General features: G+C 55.9%; 20 protein-coding genes. 9 read left to right on the top strand and 11 right to left on the bottom strand.

From position 1 onward, the window contains the following. Genes ACOSDM_RS19500 through ACOSDM_RS19485 form a run of 4 tightly spaced genes read right to left on the bottom strand, consistent with a single transcriptional unit; the run spans position 1 to position 3,353 of the window. Positions 1-783, bottom strand: coding sequence for an alpha/beta fold hydrolase (locus tag ACOSDM_RS19500; RefSeq protein ID WP_420726217.1), 783 nt, complete (start codon positions 781-783; stop codon positions 1-3). Further along, entirely contained in the window at positions 783-2,339 is a 1,557-nt protein-coding gene (locus ACOSDM_RS19495) for a benzoate-CoA ligase family protein (RefSeq protein WP_420726216.1), read from the bottom strand. The genes ACOSDM_RS19500 and ACOSDM_RS19495 overlap by 1 nt, the downstream gene beginning before the upstream one ends. A 41-nt stretch (positions 2,340-2,380) precedes the next feature. Further along, positions 2,381-2,857, bottom strand: a complete 477-nt coding sequence (locus tag ACOSDM_RS19490; protein WP_420726215.1) for a DUF4863 family protein — start codon at positions 2,855-2,857, stop codon at positions 2,381-2,383. Positions 2,858-2,888: 31 nt separating this feature from the next. Further along, complete coding sequence (locus tag ACOSDM_RS19485) at positions 2,889-3,353, bottom strand: flavodoxin domain-containing protein (protein WP_420726214.1); 465 nt, start codon at positions 3,351-3,353, stop codon at positions 2,889-2,891. Between the two features lie 153 nt (positions 3,354-3,506). Between ACOSDM_RS19485 and ACOSDM_RS19480 the strand changes: the two genes are divergently transcribed. Further along, entirely contained in the window at positions 3,507-4,412 is a 906-nt protein-coding gene (locus ACOSDM_RS19480) for a helix-turn-helix transcriptional regulator (protein WP_420726213.1), read from the top strand. On the opposite strand, the gene ACOSDM_RS19475 is transcribed toward ACOSDM_RS19480, so the two are convergent. The 3 genes from ACOSDM_RS19475 to ACOSDM_RS19465 form a co-directional block, all read right to left on the bottom strand. Continuing rightward, the gene (locus ACOSDM_RS19475; protein WP_420726212.1) at positions 4,398-5,477 is read right to left on the bottom strand and encodes an AbrB family transcriptional regulator; all 1,080 of its coding nucleotides are present in this window, start codon (positions 5,475-5,477) and stop codon (positions 4,398-4,400) included. The two genes, ACOSDM_RS19480 and ACOSDM_RS19475, sit on opposite strands and share 15 nt — an antisense overlap. Before the next feature lie 208 nt (positions 5,478-5,685). After that, the gene (locus tag ACOSDM_RS19470) at positions 5,686-7,392 is read right to left on the bottom strand and encodes an NADH-ubiquinone oxidoreductase-F iron-sulfur binding region domain-containing protein (protein WP_420726211.1); all 1,707 of its coding nucleotides are present in this window, start codon (positions 7,390-7,392) and stop codon (positions 5,686-5,688) included. A gap of 107 nt (positions 7,393-7,499) precedes the next feature. Beyond that, entirely contained in the window at positions 7,500-7,718 is a 219-nt protein-coding gene (locus ACOSDM_RS19465; RefSeq protein ID WP_420726210.1) for a DUF3553 domain-containing protein, read from the bottom strand. An 81-nt stretch (positions 7,719-7,799) separates the two neighbouring features. On the opposite strand from ACOSDM_RS19465, the gene ACOSDM_RS19460 reads away from it, so the two are divergent. From ACOSDM_RS19460 to ACOSDM_RS19450, 3 genes are all read left to right on the top strand, one after another. After that, positions 7,800-8,453 carry a histidine phosphotransferase family protein gene (locus ACOSDM_RS19460; RefSeq protein WP_420726209.1) on the top strand — a complete coding sequence of 218 codons (654 nt, stop codon included), beginning with the start codon at positions 7,800-7,802 and terminating at the stop codon, positions 8,451-8,453. Positions 8,454-8,553: 100 nt separating this feature from the next. Beyond that, positions 8,554-8,919 carry a response regulator gene (locus ACOSDM_RS19455; RefSeq protein WP_420726208.1) on the top strand — a complete coding sequence of 122 codons (366 nt, stop codon included), beginning with the start codon at positions 8,554-8,556 and terminating at the stop codon, positions 8,917-8,919. A gap of 45 nt (positions 8,920-8,964) precedes the next feature. Next, positions 8,965-9,786, top strand: coding sequence for a CheR family methyltransferase (locus ACOSDM_RS19450; RefSeq protein WP_420726207.1), 822 nt, complete (start codon positions 8,965-8,967; stop codon positions 9,784-9,786). A 12-nt stretch (positions 9,787-9,798) separates the two neighbouring features. Here the strand turns inward: ACOSDM_RS19450 and ACOSDM_RS19445 are convergent, their stop codons facing one another. The 4 genes from ACOSDM_RS19445 to ACOSDM_RS19430 all read right to left on the bottom strand — a co-directional run bounded on the left by ACOSDM_RS19445 (position 9,799) and on the right by ACOSDM_RS19430 (position 12,443). Then, a complete protein-coding gene (locus ACOSDM_RS19445) occupies positions 9,799-10,386 on the bottom strand; it encodes a nitroreductase family protein (RefSeq protein WP_420726206.1) in 588 nt (195 codons plus the stop codon). Between the two features lie 66 nt (positions 10,387-10,452). Next, a complete protein-coding gene (locus tag ACOSDM_RS19440) occupies positions 10,453-11,274 on the bottom strand; it encodes a nitroreductase family protein (protein WP_420726205.1) in 822 nt (273 codons plus the stop codon). Next, the gene (locus tag ACOSDM_RS19435; protein WP_420726204.1) at positions 11,267-11,956 is read right to left on the bottom strand and encodes a rhomboid family intramembrane serine protease; all 690 of its coding nucleotides are present in this window, start codon (positions 11,954-11,956) and stop codon (positions 11,267-11,269) included. Before ACOSDM_RS19435 ends, ACOSDM_RS19440 begins: the two co-directional genes overlap by 8 nt. A gap of 4 nt (positions 11,957-11,960) precedes the next feature. Next, on the bottom strand, positions 11,961-12,443 hold the full coding sequence (locus tag ACOSDM_RS19430) for a GNAT family N-acetyltransferase (RefSeq protein WP_420726203.1): 483 nt from the start codon (positions 12,441-12,443) through the stop codon (positions 11,961-11,963). A 114-nt stretch (positions 12,444-12,557) separates the two neighbouring features. Between ACOSDM_RS19430 and ACOSDM_RS19425 the strand changes: the two genes are divergently transcribed. From ACOSDM_RS19425 to ACOSDM_RS19405, 5 genes are read left to right on the top strand one after another with little or no spacing between them, the layout of a single operon-like run. After that, positions 12,558-14,060, top strand: coding sequence for an AMP-binding protein (locus tag ACOSDM_RS19425; protein ID WP_420726202.1), 1,503 nt, complete (start codon positions 12,558-12,560; stop codon positions 14,058-14,060). 10 nt (positions 14,061-14,070) lie between these two features. Further along, positions 14,071-15,093, top strand: a complete 1,023-nt coding sequence (ppk2, locus tag ACOSDM_RS19420) for a polyphosphate kinase 2 (RefSeq protein ID WP_420726201.1) — start codon at positions 14,071-14,073, stop codon at positions 15,091-15,093. 5 nt (positions 15,094-15,098) lie between these two features. Further along, entirely contained in the window at positions 15,099-15,746 is a 648-nt protein-coding gene (locus ACOSDM_RS19415; RefSeq protein ID WP_420726200.1) for an MBL fold metallo-hydrolase, read from the top strand. Between the two features lie 51 nt (positions 15,747-15,797). After that, positions 15,798-16,604: an SDR family NAD(P)-dependent oxidoreductase gene (locus tag ACOSDM_RS19410; RefSeq protein ID WP_420726199.1), complete on the top strand. Its 807-nt coding sequence runs from the start codon at positions 15,798-15,800 to the stop codon at positions 16,602-16,604. Between the two features lie 10 nt (positions 16,605-16,614). Further along, positions 16,615-17,511, top strand: a complete 897-nt coding sequence (locus tag ACOSDM_RS19405) for a hypothetical protein (RefSeq protein ID WP_420726198.1) — start codon at positions 16,615-16,617, stop codon at positions 17,509-17,511. Positions 17,512-17,754 lie beyond the last annotated feature (243 nt).

Here is a 17,754-nt window from a genome sequence, read left to right as displayed (position 1 = left end):
TTACTGTGTTGCGGTCGCGGCCGCGACAAATCCCCGGACCAATGCCAGAACTTCCTGTGATTGATCCTTATGGGCCGAATGGCGACAATTGGGCAGAATACGGACTTTTGCGGGTCCGGCAACGCCATTTCCAATGGCATGAACCTGAGCATCTGTCCCGTATTCATCCTGTTGTCCCTGAATGGCAAGCACGGGACAGAAAATGTGTGGCAGATATTCTTCGATAGTCCAGTCCCGGAAGCTGGGGGCAAGCCAGGCCTGGTTCCACATCCAGAAGGCCCCTTCCGGGTCATCATGATATCGCCCCAGTCGGTCCTTCATATCCGTAGAGTCGAAGGCGACTTTCGCCTGTTCGATGGCAGCGACGCATATATCCTCGTTAAAGACATGGGCCGCCAGGGTGATCACGCCCGAAACCGGTCGACCTGAGCCACCGGCATGAATTAGCGCGATGGACCCGCCATCGGAATGCCCCAACAGGAAGGGCTTGTCGATCTTCAGGCTGTCCAGCAGGGCGGGCAGGGCTTCCAAAGCCTCCCGGTGCATATAGCGATCCCCGACAGGATGCGTGGTGCAGGGCGTCGACCGACCATAGCCATAGCGGGAATAGACCAGTACCGCGTGACCGGTTTCCTGGGCCAGCTTCTCTGGAAAATCCCGCCACATGGCAACGGAACCCAATCCCTCATGCAGGACAATGATGGTCGGGGTCTTGCCTGGATATAAGACGCATTCCAGTTGATGGCCCGTCACGTCCACAAAGAACGCATCTGGCCCTGCCATCAGGTTGCATCCCGAAGCTTGAATCGCTGAATCTTGCCGGTCGCGGTTTTGGGCAGTTCATCCAGAAACTCAATCCAGCGCGGATATTTGTAGCTTGCCAGTTCCGCTTTCACGAAGGCCTTGATTTCATCAGACAGGGCGTCATCGGGCCGGATGCCGTCGCGCAGGACGATGAAGGCCTTTGGCTTGATCAGGCCGTCCTTGTCGGCATGACCGACAACAGCCACTTCCAGCACCTTTTCATGTCGGACAATCGCGCTTTCGACTTCCACAGGCGACACATAGATACCGCCGACTTTCAGCATGTCATCAGATCGACCGGCATGGGTATAGACGCCGTTTTCATCGCGCACATATTTGTCACCTGTGCGTGTCCACATTCCCTGGAAGGTTTCGCGGCTCTTGTCACGCTGGTTCCAGTACAGAATTGCAGAGGTTGGGCCGGATACTTCAAGCATGCCCATTTCCCCGGCACCCGCCAGGATCGTTCCATCATCATCCACAAGGCGCAGGTCGTAACCCGGGACAGGCTTCCCGGACGATCCCGGAATGATATTGTCCAGGGTGTTGCTGAGAAAAATATGCAGCATTTCCGTTGAACCGAGCCCGTCCAGAATATCGACGCCGGTCGCCTCCTTGAAACGACGCAACAGGTCTGCGGGCAGGGCTTCGCCAGCGGATGTGGCAAGGCGCACCGCATGTTCGCCCTTCTTCGGCAATTCACCGCTGGCCAACAGCATGCCATACAGGGTTGGAACGCCATAGAAAATGGTCGGCTTTTCTTCGCGCAGAATTCTGGCGACAGATTTGGCATCCGGCGGTCCGGCCAACAGGACAGATGTCGCCCCAACGGACATGGGGAAGGTCAGCCCATTGCCCAGACCATAGGCAAAAAACAGTTTTGCTGCTGAAAAGCAGGTATCTTTTTCATGAATACCCAGGACGGGGATGGCATACAGATTGGCAGTATCGATTAAGTGTGTCTGCAGGTGAACCGCGCCTTTAGGCTTTCCGGTCGTGCCGGAGGTATAAAGCCAGAAACACATATCGGACGCCCGGGTCGGGGCGGTTTCATAATCTGTGGATTTGCCGTTCAGTTCGTCTTTCAGCAGGGCATAGCCCTTGCCATCGGCACCCGACACGATGACGGTGTCCAGAAAGGGGTGATCTGCCAGATGCGGCAGGAAGGCATCCAACAGGACTTCAGACACGACCAACACTCGCGCGCGGCTGTCATCCAGCATGAATTTGTAATCTTCTGCGGTCAGGCGCGTGTTGACGGGGATCGGGACAGCGCCGGCGCGAATGGCACCCAAAAAACAGGTCGGCCAATCAATCGTGTCCAGCAGGCACATCAGGACACGTTCTTCTATCCGCACGTTATGGGCGGCCAGGACATTCGCGAATTGATTCACCCGCGCATCCAACTGTGCATAAGTCGTGGGCCCGGATATATCAATAAAGGCCGCCTTGTCGCCGCGCCCCGCTTTCAGGTTTCGCCCGATCAGATCATCGGCAGCATTGTATAAATCGTCCGTCGCAGAGTGCACGGCCATGTCGTTCCCTCCCATAGGTATTTGATTGGTGAGCCTAGTTATTATTCTTTTTTGGCTCTTGTGAACTCAATTGCGCCATTTGGTAGCAGATAAAGCACCACGGCCTTGCCGCCCTTTACGGTTGGATAGTGAGCGGATCCAGGTTCGTAAACCAGCCATCCCTTGCCGTGCTCATCGAATTCAGCATTCGGATCTTCCGGCAGAATCAGGTCGATTTCGCCACCCGGATGGGCGTGGTGGGGCCCGCGACAGTCATCCATGACGACGACATCGACAGAAAAATCATGGTTCCCCAGGCTGGGCTTGATCGGGCGACTGTAATGAATGCCCCGATTTTCATTCTCACACAGCCAGCCTTCGGCAATTCCGGTCTTACAGGCGGTCTGGATCTCTTTTACAACAGACCCATCATGGGGAAATGTCTCATTCAGGAAGGCGCCCAATTCCGCGTTCAACGGGCGGGTGCCAATCGTGGTCGCGACGTCGTGCATCAATGAATTGAAGTCGTCTTGCATCATGGATCCTCCGGTCAAATGAGGTTTTGTCAGGTCAGGCCGCTTCCAGGGCCTGTTCGAACCAGCCTTCAGCCCATTCGGCGGCCATGTCTTCCGGCAGATCGCCGGAAGAAGCGTCATGTTCAACACGGTCGCCCAATCGGGTTGCCCCTAGCTTGGTCAGCAGGTCATCAAATTTACGCCCACCGAAACAGAATGTCTGCATATAGGTCATGTCGCCCAGCGCGAAGACGCCGTATTGCACGCCTGTCAGGTCCGGTGACTGTGATTCCAGCGCGTCAAAGAACTTGCGCGCATTGTCGGGCACTTCGCCCTGACCATAGGTCGACGTGCAAATGATGTACAGCGGCCCTGCAGCTAAGGCTGTGGGGTCCAGGTCGTCCATTAGCAGGATTTCCGGGTCTGCGCCTTTATCTGTTAAGACATCGACGATTTCATCCGCCACCAATTCTGCCGTGCCGGTCATTGTACCGACGAGTATCTTGACCTCGTTGCTCATTCGCTGCCCTATCGCTTCTGTTTATCCCAACCATTCAGGCCCTTGCTTGGCGCTGCTTTTAGGAACTATAGTGCATGTTATAGAAAGTGAAAAGAACCATAGTGCATTTTGTGATCTTCTTTCAGGGTGCAGTGTTCTTTTTGGGGGGACGCGATGAGTGAAAAGCAGACCGAAGATCCAGCGCTTCGGAAATATTTATCCGGTCTGGGCGAGCGTGTGCGCCAAGCGCGGGCCAAACGGGGTATGGCACGGCGTATTCTGGCCCGGGACTCTGGTGTGTCAGAGCGATATTTGGCGCAATTGGAGGGCGGATCCGGTAATCCAACCGTTGCCGTCCTGCGACAAATTGCAGAGGCTGTGGACTATCCTCTAACAGAACTGGTGACAGGCGATGGCGTACCGGAAACGGCGTCAGAACTTGTACCCCTGATCGCACGGCTGCGGGGGTTTGGACCCGAACAACTGACACAGGCCAAGCTGGCGCTGGATCGAATTGGCAATGGTAAGGGTGCTGTTGGGGATGTCGAAGCGGCGAAGGCCAAGCGGATCGCCCTGATCGGGCTGCGGGGGGCTGGCAAGTCCACATTGGGCCGTCATCTGGCGATGCGACTGAAGGCCCCCTTTGTCGAGCTCAATCGGTTGGTTGAGCGGGATTATGGCGGCAGTATTGGCGAAATCCTTGCGCTGAGCGGTCAGCCAGCCTTTCGGCGATTGGAACGCCGGGCATTGGAATCGACAATCGCTGACAGTGACACGGCTATCATCGCGACGGGGGGTGGGATTGTTTCAGAACCGGCAACATTTCAGTTGTTGCTGGATCGCTGTCATACAATCTGGATTCAGGCGCAACCCGAAGAGCATATGAACCGCGTCATCGCCCAAGGGGATTTCAGGCCCATGGCACGCAATGATGAGGCGATGGAGGATTTGAAGGCCATTCTGGCGGCGCGGGAATCCGCCTATTGTCAGGCAGATGCCAGCGTGGACACCAGCGGCAGTTCCGTCGAAGACAGCCTGATCCTTTTGGAAGAGGCAGCCCGATCCCTACTGCGCGGGTAGATCTGTTTCCTGCGGTTCCTTGTGCAGGAACAATTTATAGAATATGGGCGCGGCCACCACGACATAAACGATGCGGACAATGTGATGGGTTGCGACGAAGGCGACATCGATGCCTAAGGCCAGCGCGACCAGGCTCATCTCTGCCAAACCGCCTGGTGAATATGCCAGAATCGCGCTTTGGAAGGGAACGCTCCCGATCTCATAGACCAACAAGGCGAATGCGACTGTTGTCGTCAGAATGATAACGGTCGATCCCATACCCAGGGCGATGGTGCGGAATACCTCGGACCGGGCGACGCCGATAAAGCGACAGCCAATGATCGTCCCCATGATCCACTGGGCGCAATTCACGATCAACAGCGGCGGTGTTGCGGCGGTCATACCTGCCAGGTGCAAGCTGGCGCTGGCCAACATGGGGCCGACCAGCATCGGGGCCGGGATGCGCAATACCTTCGCGATTGGATAGCCAACCAGGCCACAGGCCCCCAGGATCAAATAGTCCTGCCAGGCGACCGCGCTTAAGGCGACGCCAAAGCGCGATCGATCCGTCATGTCGATATCACTGACAAACCGGAAGGCGATCGGGACAATCAGGACGGTCAACAGAATGCGGCTGGCATGGGTCAGAACTATTCGTCGTTCGTCCCCGCCCATTGCGCCGCCAACAATCATCATTTCATTCAAACCGCCCGGCATGGCTGCGAAATAGGCCGTAGGGCGATCATATCCGCCAACTTTTCGAAAGAACGGATAGGCGCACAGGCTCGCCAGTCCGACAAAGCCCGCCAGAAAGGACAGACTGATAAACCATTCCCCCGCACGATCCGCCATATCAGGCGAAAACCCCGCGCCCAGCATCACGCCCAGAACCATAACCATGGGCTGGCGCAGTGGCATCGGCCCCTGGATCGGCAGTCCGATGATTGATGCTGCCGTGCACGTGATCATCGATCCCAGCATCCAGGGCAGCGGTAATGTCAGCCAGTTTGCAACAAAGCCACCACAGGCGCCCAGTCCCATCGCCAGGGCGATCCTGCCGAGATTTCTCGGGTTTATCGCGATCATACAAATTCTTTCACTTGGGCAAATCGAGCGGCGAAACGCCATGCCGGATATCATCACAGCGCATGATTGATCCGACCAATAGGCATGGTGCAGAAGTGCGGTTATGCAGAACTGTGAGTCTTGACTATGCCATGTTTAGCCAAGGACCGGACAGAAAACCAGCCCCTGTGCCGTGATCAGAAAGCCTAACAGCTTTTCCGCCCACTCTTTAACGTGGCACGTCTTCTGGAAAGTATTTGAACAAGGTCAGGATCGGATTGGGGGCCGCCTGACCCAGACCACAGATGGACGCATCCATCATCGTCTTGGACAATTGCTCCAGCAGCGGCACATTCCAGGCATCCTTCTGCATCAGTTTCACGGCCTTTTCCGTGCCAACGCGACAGGGCGTACATTGGCCACAGCTTTCATCCTCAAAGAACTTCATCAGGTTCAGGGCGACATCTGCAATATTGTCCTGATCGGACAGGACAACCACGGCGGCGGACCCGATGAAACTGCCATAAGGTTGCAGCGTATCAAAATCCAGCGGGATATCGCCCAGGCTGGCTGGCAGGATACCACCGGACGCGCCGCCGGGCAGGTATCCCTTGAACGCGTGACCGTCTTGCATGCCATCGCAATAGTCATCGATCAATTGACGGATCGTGATGCCGGCGGGGGCCAGTTTGACTCCAGGATTCTTGACGCGACCGGATACGGAAAAGCTGCGCAATCCCTTGCGTTCATTGGCACCTTGGCTGGAGAACCAGTCTGCACCATTTTCCAGAATTTCCGGTACCCAATGCAGGCTTTCCACATTATTGACCAGAGTGGGGCGACCAAACAGCCCTTCCTGGGCAACATAGGGGGGGCGATGACGGGGCAGGCCGCGTTTGCCCTCGATTGATTCGATCATCGCGCTTTCTTCGCCACAGATATAAGCCCCGGCACCCCGGCGCAGGACAATCTTCGTGTGGTTGCTCAGGCCGGCCGCTTCCAGTTTCGCAATCTCTGTCTTTAGCAGGGCGATGACCTCTGGATACTCGTCGCGCATATAGATGTAGACCGCTTCTGCCTCCACCGCCCAGGCACCGATCAGCATGCCTTCCAGGAATTGATGGGGTGTGCGTGTCAGATAGTGATGATCTTTGATCGTGCCGGGTTCGCCTTCATCCCCATTGACTGCCATCAAACGGGGCTTGGGGGCCATGCGCACAAACTTCCATTTGCGACCCGTGGGAAAACCTGCCCCGCCCAATCCGCGCAGATTTGCCCCTTCCAGCACTTCGATGACCTGTTCAACAGAAATGCTGCCATTCAGGCAACTGTTCAGATGTCGGTATCCCCCCGCCGTGCGATAGGCGGCCAGATCCTGATAATCTGGAATTTCTGGATGGCTGTCATGGGCGTCAGCCGCCGCGGCAAGGGCCGCAACGCTGGTCTGGGTATGATGCTTGTGGCCTACTTCGGCGACTGGCGCTTCGTGACAACGCCCCATGCAGGGCGCGCGCAAGACCCGAACATCCTTGTTCACCTGACCCGGCAGATCCGCCAGAATCTTCTGGGCACCCATCAACTCGCAGCTTAAGGAATCGCAGACCCGGATCGTCAGGGCCGGTGGGGGAACTTCCCCTTCCATCACCAGATCGAAATGGGCATAGAAGCTGGCAACCTCAAAAACCTCTGCCATGCTCAGCTTCATTTCCGATGCTAACGCATTAAGGTGGCGTGCGTGCAGATGGCCGTAAGTATCTTGAATTAAATGCAGATATTCAATCAGCTCATCACGTTGAAGCGTCCGCCCCGACAGCAGGGCCTGTATTTCCTCCAACGCGGTTGGATCCAGTTGTCGCCCCTTGGAATGCGGGGTCGTCTTTCTGCGGCCAAATCCAGGGCTGCGAAATTGATGGACGCTGGTGTCGCCATCCGACATTGGACTCTCCTAACCGGTCGCTGAAAACATCTTCGAAACTTGTGGCATAAGGAACAACGCCACAAGGGACGATGACTGTTTACCGGATAGTCACCACACCATTCTGGTCACTGGGCGTCAATATCTGCATCCGCCGCGACCAGTCCGATGACGGATGTGTCGATCAGAACCTTGCCGCGTTCTTCAAAATTGACTGTGACCCGTGTTCCAACGCAGGATTGAACCTGACCAATGCCCCAATCGGGGGCGTCCGGGTGGCGTACATACACACCGGGAACCAGGTCGCCTGGCACCAGCGTATTGTTGTCTGCGTAACTTGATAGCATTGTATGGTCCTATCTTTAATCCGCCTACGGATTGTGCAGTGCAGCATTTTATATCGTGATTCGCAAGTAGGGGCATTAAAAATGTCACATTCCGACCCGTTTCATCATTCTGTCCAATTGGCTGATCTGACGGCATCCCGACTGATCCATGAAATTGTTGGTCCCATCGGGGTGATATCCAATGGGTTGGAACTGATGGAGGAATTGGGGGCAGACGCGGGAGACGACGCGATGACCCTGGTTTCCAGCAGTGCGATGAATGCCACCAATCGGTTGAAATTCTACCGAATAGCCTATGGCCGCTCAGGGGTCGAGATCACCAGCATCGCAGAATTGCGTGCCGTGGCCGTGGCTTTTATGGCAGATCAGCCGCGCCATGATTTATCCTGGCCTTTACCCCCGGCCCTTCCCAGCCTGTCAGAGGGGATGGGGCGGGTTATGTTGATCCTGATCGAGATTGCAAAGGATTGTCTGCCTCGCGGCGGCCTGGTGCGCGTTTCTGTCGATGGTGGCACGGCGACTGTCATCGCCCAGGCTAACAGTCAGGGGGACGTGGCCCAGATGCCAGACGCATTGGGGCTGGCTGTGACAGGCACAGCATCTCTGGAAAGCCTTACCCCGCAAACGGTGCATGGCGCCCTGGCATGGTCGTTCATTCATGCCATTGGCGGTCAAATTGCGTTGCAGGCTAATGATGGGTCTGTACAGCTTTCTGTTGGGTTATCCATTGATTAGGGGTTGTGGCGACGGGGATCTGCATTAAGTGTTTTGTTGCAGTGGGTTGGCGCCGAGGGTAGTGTCACACAGCATTGTCGCCGTCTTGCGGAGTATTGCCATGAAAACCTGTCTCGTCGTTGATGACTCCCGCGTCATTCGCATGGTCGCACGAAAGATTCTGGAAGATTTGGGCTTTGACGTCACAGAGGCAGAAAATGGCCAGATCGCATTGGACATTTGCCAGAAATCCTTGCCCGACGGTGTTTTGTTGGATTGGGTCATGCCGGTGATGGACGGGTTGGAGTTTATGAAGCGGATGCGCGCGCTGCCAGGGGGATCCGAGACAAAGGTCGTCTTCTGTTCGACGGAATCCGATGTTGGGCGTATCCGTGAAGCCATCGCAAACGGCGCGGATGAATATATCATGAAACCCTTCGACAGCGAGATTGTGCGCTCTAAGTTCATACAAGTTGGTTTGCTTTGAGGGAGAGATTTGGGTTCAAGCCTGTGTTGATGAGAAGGAGCAATTATGAGAATTGAGAATTTTGAATTGCTCTCTACTCTGTTAAAGCAACAGTCTGGCTTGGTTCTGACGAAAGAGAAGGCGTATCTTTTAGAGACTCGCCTGATGCCGGTTGCCCGTAAACATAATTTAGCGAACTTGGATCAGGTTTGCGATGCGGTGCGCACCCGTCAGGAGTCTGCAATGATAGCAGATATCACCGAATCCATGATGTCGTGTGGCACACAGTTTTTTCGGGACAAGAAGCCTTTTGATCTGTTCAGCACGGTGGTTCTGCCGCAGCTAATGGCAGCACGTGATGAGTCCAGGAAAATCCGTTTTTGGTGCGCGGGCTGTTCCAGCGGCCAGGAAGCGTATTCTCTGGCGATGCTTCTCAAAGAACAGCAAGAGCAGTTGCAGGGATGGCAGTTTGAGATCTTGGCGACAGATTTGTCTGAAGGAATTCTGGCAAAGGCGAAGGCCGGGATTTATTCCCAGTTTGAAGTTCAGCGCGGATTGCCCATCCGGATGCTGATCAAATACTTTCGACAGAATGGTGATAAATGGCACATGGATTCCGGTGTACGGTCCATGGTCGACTTCAAGCCGTTCAATCTGCTGGAGCATCCACGAGCCTTGGGTCGGTTCGATGTGATCTTGTGTCGGAATGTGCTGACATATTTTGATCAGCCTACCAAGGCGAAGACCTTGTCGCATATCGCTGACGTGCTGGCAAAAGATGGCGTGCTGTATCTGGGCCTGTCTGAGACTGTTATGGGTGTTTCTGAGGAATTCAAGGCAATCCCCGATATGCGTGGACTGTATCAGCATGCGGATGCCGACCTATAGAATATCTCAATTTTATGCGGGACCGTTCCAGCTTTTCATGAATTGCCGCACATCAGGTCTGGCGATGCTGCGAGGGTCTTCGGCGGGTGTTCCCAGATAGACAAAGCCGATCATCTTGTCCTTCTTTTCAAATCCCAGACCCAAGCGCACGGTTTCATCGAAGGCGGGCCAGCCGGTCAACAAAACCGCCCCATATCCGGCCGCATGGGCTGCCAGCAGGAAATGTTCCGTCGCGCAGGCGGTGGCGACCACTTGTTCGATGACTGGAACTTTCGGGTGACCTTCCACGACACTGACCCCGATGGCGACGATCAGCGGGGACCGCAGGGGCTTGGACCGGATCGTTTCGATCATCTCATCATCAACAGCTGGGTCCCGCTTTCGCATCGCGGCTTCAAACAGATCTGATAATTTCGCACGATCATCGCCCCGAATAACCTTAAAACGCCAGGGTCGGATTGCCCCATGATCGGGTGCGCTCATCCCCGTTTGCAACAGTGCGGTCAGGGCCGCATCATCCGGTGCGGGGTCAACCAGCATCTGTGCTTTGACGGAACGGCGGTTGGAAAGAAAGTCCAGAAGAGCGGTCGGGTCGGTCAAGATACACTCCAGTTAAGAATCGTTCGCAACAAACTAGATGGCATTGAAATCATAAAGGTCAAGGCATCAACTCAGATTAAACCCAATTTTCCGGATGAAGTCTCCAAAATCCGAACGCTCCGGCTCGGCATATTGCCGGGCCTTGTCTTCGGACCAAGTATAGGGTTCCTGCTTCCCAAACCGCTCAGTATTACGCTGGCTGGTAAAGGGGCGCGTCTTGTTGCGCCGCAGGTCATACTCGGAAATTCCATCCAGAATCGTATCATCCTGAAACCGGTCGCGATGAACAGTATGCGACAGGCCCAGGCGCGGGCTGATGCGTGGGGGATAGACTGGGTGGCCCAGTGTCATGCCACAAATCGGGAAGACATAATCGGGCAGATTGATCCGCTGAGAAACGGCCTGTGCGTGGTTGCGCAAGGCGCTAATCGGGCAGGTGCCCAGGCCCAATCGCTCTGCTGCCGTGATGAAGGCCGACATCGCAATGGCAGCATCCACCGCACAATTGAAAAATGCATCCAGGTGGTCATTTGCAAAATCATGCCCCCGCATCTGATGGATCTGGCGCAGACGGCGGTTATTGCCCAGAAAGATCACAAAATGCGGTGCGTTCACGATCCAGGGCATGTCCGGGAACAGGCTGTTGATCCACGACCGCAGGGCAGGGTCTTCGATAAACAGGATATCGCGCTGTTGCAGGTCGCTTTTCGTGGGACTGGCCAGGGCGGTCGCCGCCAGACTGTTCAGCACGGCATCTGACACAGGCTCCGCCTTATAGACCCGGCAGGATCCCCGTGCCTGCATATCTGCCAGCGTATCCAATTCAGAGTCCAGGTCCAGCGTGCCAACGCCATACCGGGTGGTCAGCGGGTTGCGTGTATCAGTCATTGGCAGGTCTCCCCTTGCCCCGCGCCCGCCAGGGCAGGATCAGGGATAAGACGAATCCGGAGATAAACCCGCCGATATGGGCCTCTCCTGAGACGGTCTCTCCCCCCGGGCCGGGCAGGACATAATACAACAAGTTCATGGCAAAGAAGATGCCAACAAAGATCAACCCGGCTTTGCGGTTGCTGAAAGGGTGGGGGACAATTTCCTGTCCCCGGCGCAGGAACACCATGCGCGATAGGGCCCCGACCAGCGCGGAAACGCCACCCGATGCCCCGATCAGATATAGCTGTGTATCGCCATAGATCAGTGTAACCGCCAGCGCCCCACCGGCTGTTCCCAAAAGGTATAGCGCGATGAAACTGAGTGTTGGAATCTGGCGGGCCAGTGGCGTGCCAAAGGCCAAAAGGAAGGCCATATTGACCAACAGGTGCATCCACCCGCCATGGACCAGGCCATAGCCAATCCATCTTGTGGTCAGAACCAATGGGTCCTGATCAAAGTATTTCAGATCCGCAGGATTGAAGACGGAAAAGAACATCAGTGTATTGACCCAACTTCGCGGGCCAAACAACTGAAACAGAAAGGCAGCGGCTGTAATCCCGATCAGCCACAACACGACTTTTGGTGCATTGAAGGCAGGGGTGCGGTGCTCGGGCGGGATGGGCGTAAAGGGCGTGTTCATAGGGTCATATTTGGGCCTCTTGGGCCAATCTGTCCAGTTTCTCGTCGCGCAATTCATAGACCAGGGCATTTTCAGGCAGGGCTGCGCCGATGCGGTCATATAAATGGCGGGCGGGGTTGTTTTGATAGACCGCAAGGCCGATGCAGCGTTGTCCCTTTTGCTTTGCATCCGCTGCGATACGGGCCAGCATTCGCCGTCCCAAACCGCAGCCACGATGGTCTTCGACAATGAAGATGTCCAGCAACCAGGTCGCCTGGGTGCCGGTATCGGTATCAAAAAACCGCTGACACAGGGCGTATCCAACAGGCTTACCCTCCGCGTCTTCGGCCAGATATCCAAAGACCAGCGGGTCACCCCCCTGCATCGACGGCAGGATGGCCTTACCGGAATAGGGTGGATCATCGATGCCGAAATGCGCATTCAGGGCGGTTGCCATTTCTGCCAGGGTATCCACGTCCTGCAGCGTGGCTTTGCGAATTTTCAGCATAACTCTTCCCTGCATTCGGATCGGTGAAATCTATTGGCTTTCTCGTTTGGGGCGATAGACTCCCCGTCAAAGATCATAACGAACCACAGATTACAATTGCAGGGAGGCAATATCGTGAATCTCGCACTCTGGCTAGAGCGTGCGGCAGCCGCGCAGGGGCATCTGCCTTCGATCGGTGTCGGCAATCGCACCATTCGTACCTTTCGTGACAGCGCCGTGCGGGTGATGACCCTGGCCGGAGCCATGCGGGATGGATTGAATCTAAAACCGGGGGATCGTGTGGCCGTCTTTGCAAAAAACGGCCCGGACTATGCAGAGACATTATACGCAATCTGGTGGGCCGGTCTGACCGCCGTGCCGGTCAATGCGAAACTGCATCGCAGTGAGGTTCAGTATATCCTGGAACATTCCGGGGCTAGGCTGGTTTTCACCTCTGACGATGTTGCGGAAACGACGGCGCAGGGATTGCCTGACGCGGTGCCATTGATTTCCTTTGGCAGCGCCCAGCATCAGGCTCTTCTGCACGCGGAAGGGCGACCGTTGCAGGAAGCTGCGCCTGATGATCTGGCCTGGCTGTTCTATACATCCGGCACGACCGGGCGGCCGAAAGGGGCGATGCTGACACATCGCAATCTGATGGCGATGACATGGGGGTATCTTAGCTGTATTGATCGCCTGCAACCAGGCGGCGCGGTGCTGCATGCTGCCCCAATGAGCCATGGATCGGGTCTGTATATCCTGCCCCATCTGGCCCGGGGATGCTGTCAGGTGACACCGGAAAGTGGCGGCTTTGACCCGGCGGAGATTTTTGACACCATTGCGGCCTGGCCCGGTACATCCATGTTTGCCGCGCCCACGATGGTCAATCGCTTGACCCGCCATACCGGCCCGTGCCCAACGGATAATCTGCGGGCGCTGATCTATGGCGGGGCGCCTATGTATGTTGAAGATGCTCAGGCCGCCCTTGAGCGGTTGGGACCAAAGCTGGTGCAGATTTATGGTCAGGGTGAAAGCCCGATGAACATCACCTGTCTGGAGCGGGAGACCATAGCCGATACCACCCAGCCGCGGTATCTGGAGCGTCTGGGATCTGCTGGACAGCCCTATCCGAATGTTGAGGTTCTGGTCGTGGATGAAAACGATGTGCCCGTCCCGCAAGGAGAGACTGGCGAGATCATAACGCGCAGCGACAGCGTCATGGTTGGCTATTGGGACAATCCCGAAGCAACGGCGGAAACGCTGCGGGGCGGCTGGTTACATACGGGAGATATCGGGCGGTTTGATGCCGATGGGTATCTCAGCCTGATGGACCGGTCCAAGGATGTGGTGATTTCCGGCGGCACCAATATCTATCCCAGAGAGATTGAGGAGGTTCTGTTGAACCATCCGGATGTTCAGGAGGTCTCCGTGATTGGCCGTCGGGATGATGAATGGGGTGAAATCGTTGTCGCTTATGTGGTGGGTACAGCGCCACCAAAGGATCTGGATGCGCTGTGTCTGGAAAAAATCGCGCGCTTTAAGCGACCGAAAGACTATATCTATCTGGAAAGTCTGCCGAAGAACAATTACGGCAAGGTGCTGAAAACGGAACTGCGCCAGGCGGATGCACAGCGCTGAAGGATAACAGATGGCCCGCAAGAAAAGCCCAAAAGCCAAATCAACGGTCATGTCGGATATTCCAGACGCCCAGTATCACCCGCCTGAACACACGGCGGATGGGGCGGCAATGCTGCATGAGCGTTCGTTTCATGGTGCTGCTGTGGAGGATTTGGGACCGGAAATTGAAAGTTTTCGCAGCGAAGAATTTCCCTATGCCAAGACCCTGCCCAAGAAGGACTATCAACAGCGCAAGGAAGACCTGCAGATTGAATTATTGAAAGTACAGCGTTGGGCCAGGGATACGGGACAGCGTATTCTGATCCTGTTCGAAGGACGCGATGCGGCGGGCAAAGGGGGCACGATCAAACGGTTCATGCAGCATCTCAATCCCCGTGGCGCGCGTGCGGTCGCGTTGGAAAAGCCTACCGAGGAAGAACGCGGACAATGGTATTTCCAGCGCTATATTAAACATTTACCCACAGCGGGCGAAATCGTGATGTTTGATCGGTCCTGGTATAACAGGGCTGGTGTTGAGCATGTCATGGGCTTTTGCACCCCAATGGAGTATCTGGAATTCATGCGCCAGGTCCCGCAATTGGAGCGGATGCTGGCCAATAGCGGTATCCACCTGTTCAAATATTGGTTCGCTGTCACCCAGGAAGAACAATTGGCCCGGTTTAAGGCGCGCGAAAAGGATCCGCTGAAGCGCTGGAAACTGTCCCCCATTGATAAGGTCGCGGTGACGAAATGGGATCAGTATACCGAGGCGAAAGAGGCGATGTTCTTTTACACAGACACCGCCGATGCCCCCTGGACGGTGGTTAAATCCGATGACAAAAGGCGGGCGCGGCTGGCGACCATGCAGCATTTTTTGCACCAGTTGCCCTATACAGATAAATCGATGGAGATTGTGCAGACCCCTGATCCGCGCATCCTGGGCCCCGCCAGTCATTTGATCGGTGAAAATCATCATATGTTCGGGGAAAGTCTGGCAGAGCGTCTGGGCGCTTTTGACAGCTATCCGCTTGCCCCAGGGCGCAGTAGAAAGTGAGTTCCATGAAAGCCGTCATTGTTCCCGTCACCCCGTTTCAACAGAATTGTTCCGTCATCTGGTGTGAAAAGACCATGAAAGGCGCGGTCGTCGATCCTGGTGGAGAGGTTGATCGCATCCTGGCTGCTGCCCAAAGTCAGGGTGTGGAGATTGAGAAGATTCTGCTGACCCATGGACATCTGGATCATTGCAGCGCTGCGCGCGTTCTGGCCGACCGTTTGGATGTGCCGCTGGAAGGTCCCCATAAGGAAGACGCGTTCTGGATTGATCGGCTGGCGGAAGATTGTGCCAAGTATAATTTCCCACCAACCACGCCGTTTGTTCCCGACCGCTGGCTGGAAGAAGGGGAAACAGTGACCGTTGGCGACTGCGTGCTGGATGTCTATCACTGTCCAGGTCACACGCCGGGACATATCGTGTTCCATGACAAGGAAGGCGGTATTGCCTGGGTGGGGGATGTTCTGTTTAACGGCTCTGTCGGGCGCAGCGACTTTCCGCGCGGCGACGGCCCGCAATTGATCCAATCCATCGTGGACAAGCTATGGCCGTTGGGCAATGACACGGTCTTTGTGCCCGGTCACGGTCCGTATTCAACATTTGGGGAGGAACGCCAATCCAATCCATACGTTGCAGATCGGGTTCTGGGTTCCTAGCGGTTCATCGAATATAAGTTTAATCAAACAAAATCAGGGAGAGGGTATTTTATGGCGGGTCGTCTGGAGGGCAAAATCGCGTTGATCGTAGGCGCCGGGTCTATCGGACCGGGCTGGGGCAATGGTAAGGCGACGGCAACCTTGTTTGCGCGGGAAGGGGCGTCTGTCATGTGTGCGGATGTCAATCTGGCCGCAGCGGAAGAAACCGCGCAATTGATCCGCGACGAAGGCGGCGTGGCCGAAGCGGTGGCGGCGGATGTGTCCAGCCATGCTGATATCCAGGCAATGGTTGAAGCCACCGTTGCGCGTTTCGGGCGGATCGACGTGCTGGATTACAATGTCGGGCTGGCCCATGTTGGTGGCGTTGTGGAACTGTCAGAAGAAGACTGGGACCGCATGCATGATATCAATCTGAAAGGCTGCTTTTTGACACTAAAGCACGTCATTCCGTTGATGGAGGCACAGGGCAGTGGGTCGATCATCAATATCTCCTCCATCGCCTCCATTCGCTATCTGGGCTTTGCCTACACGACCTATTACACGACCAAGGCGGCATTGAACCAATTGACCAAGGCGCTGGCGGTGCAATACGCGCCAAAAGGCATTCGGGTGAATGCGATCCTGCCGGGCCTGATGAAGACCCCGATGGTTGAGAAATCCGCAGGATTGGCGAAGGAATATGCAGGCGGCGATGTCGATAAAATGTGGGCGGTGCGCAATGCGCAATGTCCTATGGGCCATATGGGGGATGCCTGGGATGTTGCCTATGCTGCCTTGTTTCTGGCGTCTGATGAATCAAAATATGTCACGGGCCTGGAAATGCTGGTCGATGGCGGGATAACGCTGAAATGCAGTTAAGGATGAATTGATGCACCGCTTTGGATTGTTGTTGATATCACTTTTGGTCGGCCTTGCGGCGACTCCCGCCCGTGCGGAAATCCCCTATCGGTATTCAGTGCAGGAAGGATTCATTGTCGCCATTGACGATGTGTCCCGCCGCAGTGTGCCCCAGGATGACCCGGTCGCACGGGCCGCATTGAACGGCTTGGCCAATCTGCTGGAAAGTGACGCCTATCGCATCCCAGTGGAATATGGTCGCACCCTGGCCTGGAATCAGGGGGAACGTTTGACCATTGGCATGGATCGCGACAGTCAGCGGGCATTGTATAAACAGGCCCGGTCCAGCGATGCCTCGCGCCCGGTGCCTGCCACTATACTGTTTTTACGCCTGATGGTGCGGGACCAGCCCGATGGGACCGCAACGGCGGCTGCGTGGCTGGATCTTGTTGACGTAACGCGTGGCGACGTTCGGGCGCGCTATGCCTCAGACCCAGTCAATATTGCGTTCCAGGATGGATGCAGTGAAAATCCGGTCTGTCGGGCTACAGGCGTGGTTGAATCCCTGATGCCGTTTTTTTCGAATTCTGCCGACCAGATCCTTCAGCTTCTGGGCCCGGCGCCGCCCCGTGGGTATGGCGATGTGCCACCTGCCTGGCTGGTCGATGCGATACGCTATCGTGTCGATTTCCGCGATATCCCAGACGACATTCGCGCGGATGCCGTGGACGCCCTGCAGATAGAATTCCCTTACTATCTGGCATCAACCATCGACCGCGATGAGCCTGGGCGTTTTGTTCTGACCTATGAAACCCAGGCCCCCAGCTGGTGGCTCGCCGACCGACTGATGGAGGTCTTCGCAGACCTGTCTTATGCCGCCAGGATAGACCCCAGACCCAACGGCCTTAGGATATCGCCGGCGGAGTAAGACCGCGCATTTCCTCCTTCGAGACGCTGCACTCTTCAGGGTGAGGGCGCGTTTGTCTGATACATCGTCACCCCGGACCTGATCCGGGGTCCAGGGCGGCAGGCGCGATTTGTGCGTGTGGCCCTGGATACCAAGGACTCACGAAAGAAGTGCAACACTGCTAGAACGGTGTTGCGATGGGAAATTCATATGATCAGCTCTGTCTTTCGGAGCGTATAGAGATCTACCGCCTTCATGAAGGCG

The organism is Hwanghaeella sp. LZ110 (assembly GCF_048892525.1).
GTDB lineage: Bacteria > Pseudomonadota > Alphaproteobacteria > UBA8366 > Aestuariispiraceae > Pacificispira.
The sequence above is the reverse complement of the archived record's forward strand: the minus strand, read 5'-3'. Positions and strand labels throughout refer to the sequence as shown.

Coding starts and splice junctions, on each gene's coding strand:
- ACOSDM_RS19500 (WP_420726217.1), bottom strand. CDS start 783: ATGGCAGGGCCAGATGCGTTCTTTGTGGACGTGACGGGCCATCAACTG.
- ACOSDM_RS19495 (WP_420726216.1), bottom strand. CDS start 2,339: ATGGCCGTGCACTCTGCGACGGACGATTTATACAATGCTGCCGATGAT.
- ACOSDM_RS19490 (WP_420726215.1), bottom strand. CDS start 2,857: ATGATGCAAGACGACTTCAATTCATTGATGCACGACGTCGCGACCACG.
- ACOSDM_RS19485 (WP_420726214.1), bottom strand. CDS start 3,353: ATGAGCAACGAGGTCAAGATACTCGTCGGTACAATGACCGGCACGGCA.
- ACOSDM_RS19480 (WP_420726213.1), top strand. CDS start 3,507: ATGAGTGAAAAGCAGACCGAAGATCCAGCGCTTCGGAAATATTTATCC.
- ACOSDM_RS19475 (WP_420726212.1), bottom strand. CDS start 5,477: ATGATCGCGATAAACCCGAGAAATCTCGGCAGGATCGCCCTGGCGATG.
- ACOSDM_RS19470 (WP_420726211.1), bottom strand. CDS start 7,392: ATGTCGGATGGCGACACCAGCGTCCATCAATTTCGCAGCCCTGGATTT.
- ACOSDM_RS19465 (WP_420726210.1), bottom strand. CDS start 7,718: ATGCTATCAAGTTACGCAGACAACAATACGCTGGTGCCAGGCGACCTG.
- ACOSDM_RS19460 (WP_420726209.1), top strand. CDS start 7,800: ATGTCACATTCCGACCCGTTTCATCATTCTGTCCAATTGGCTGATCTG.
- ACOSDM_RS19455 (WP_420726208.1), top strand. CDS start 8,554: ATGAAAACCTGTCTCGTCGTTGATGACTCCCGCGTCATTCGCATGGTC.
- ACOSDM_RS19450 (WP_420726207.1), top strand. CDS start 8,965: ATGAGAATTGAGAATTTTGAATTGCTCTCTACTCTGTTAAAGCAACAG.
- ACOSDM_RS19440 (WP_420726205.1), bottom strand. CDS start 11,274: ATGACTGATACACGCAACCCGCTGACCACCCGGTATGGCGTTGGCACG.
- ACOSDM_RS19435 (WP_420726204.1), bottom strand. CDS start 11,956: ATGAACACGCCCTTTACGCCCATCCCGCCCGAGCACCGCACCCCTGCC.
- ACOSDM_RS19430 (WP_420726203.1), bottom strand. CDS start 12,443: ATGCTGAAAATTCGCAAAGCCACGCTGCAGGACGTGGATACCCTGGCA.
- ppk2 (WP_420726201.1), top strand. CDS start 14,071: ATGGCCCGCAAGAAAAGCCCAAAAGCCAAATCAACGGTCATGTCGGAT.
- ACOSDM_RS19415 (WP_420726200.1), top strand. CDS start 15,099: ATGAAAGCCGTCATTGTTCCCGTCACCCCGTTTCAACAGAATTGTTCC.
- ACOSDM_RS19410 (WP_420726199.1), top strand. CDS start 15,798: ATGGCGGGTCGTCTGGAGGGCAAAATCGCGTTGATCGTAGGCGCCGGG.
- ACOSDM_RS19405 (WP_420726198.1), top strand. CDS start 16,615: ATGCACCGCTTTGGATTGTTGTTGATATCACTTTTGGTCGGCCTTGCG.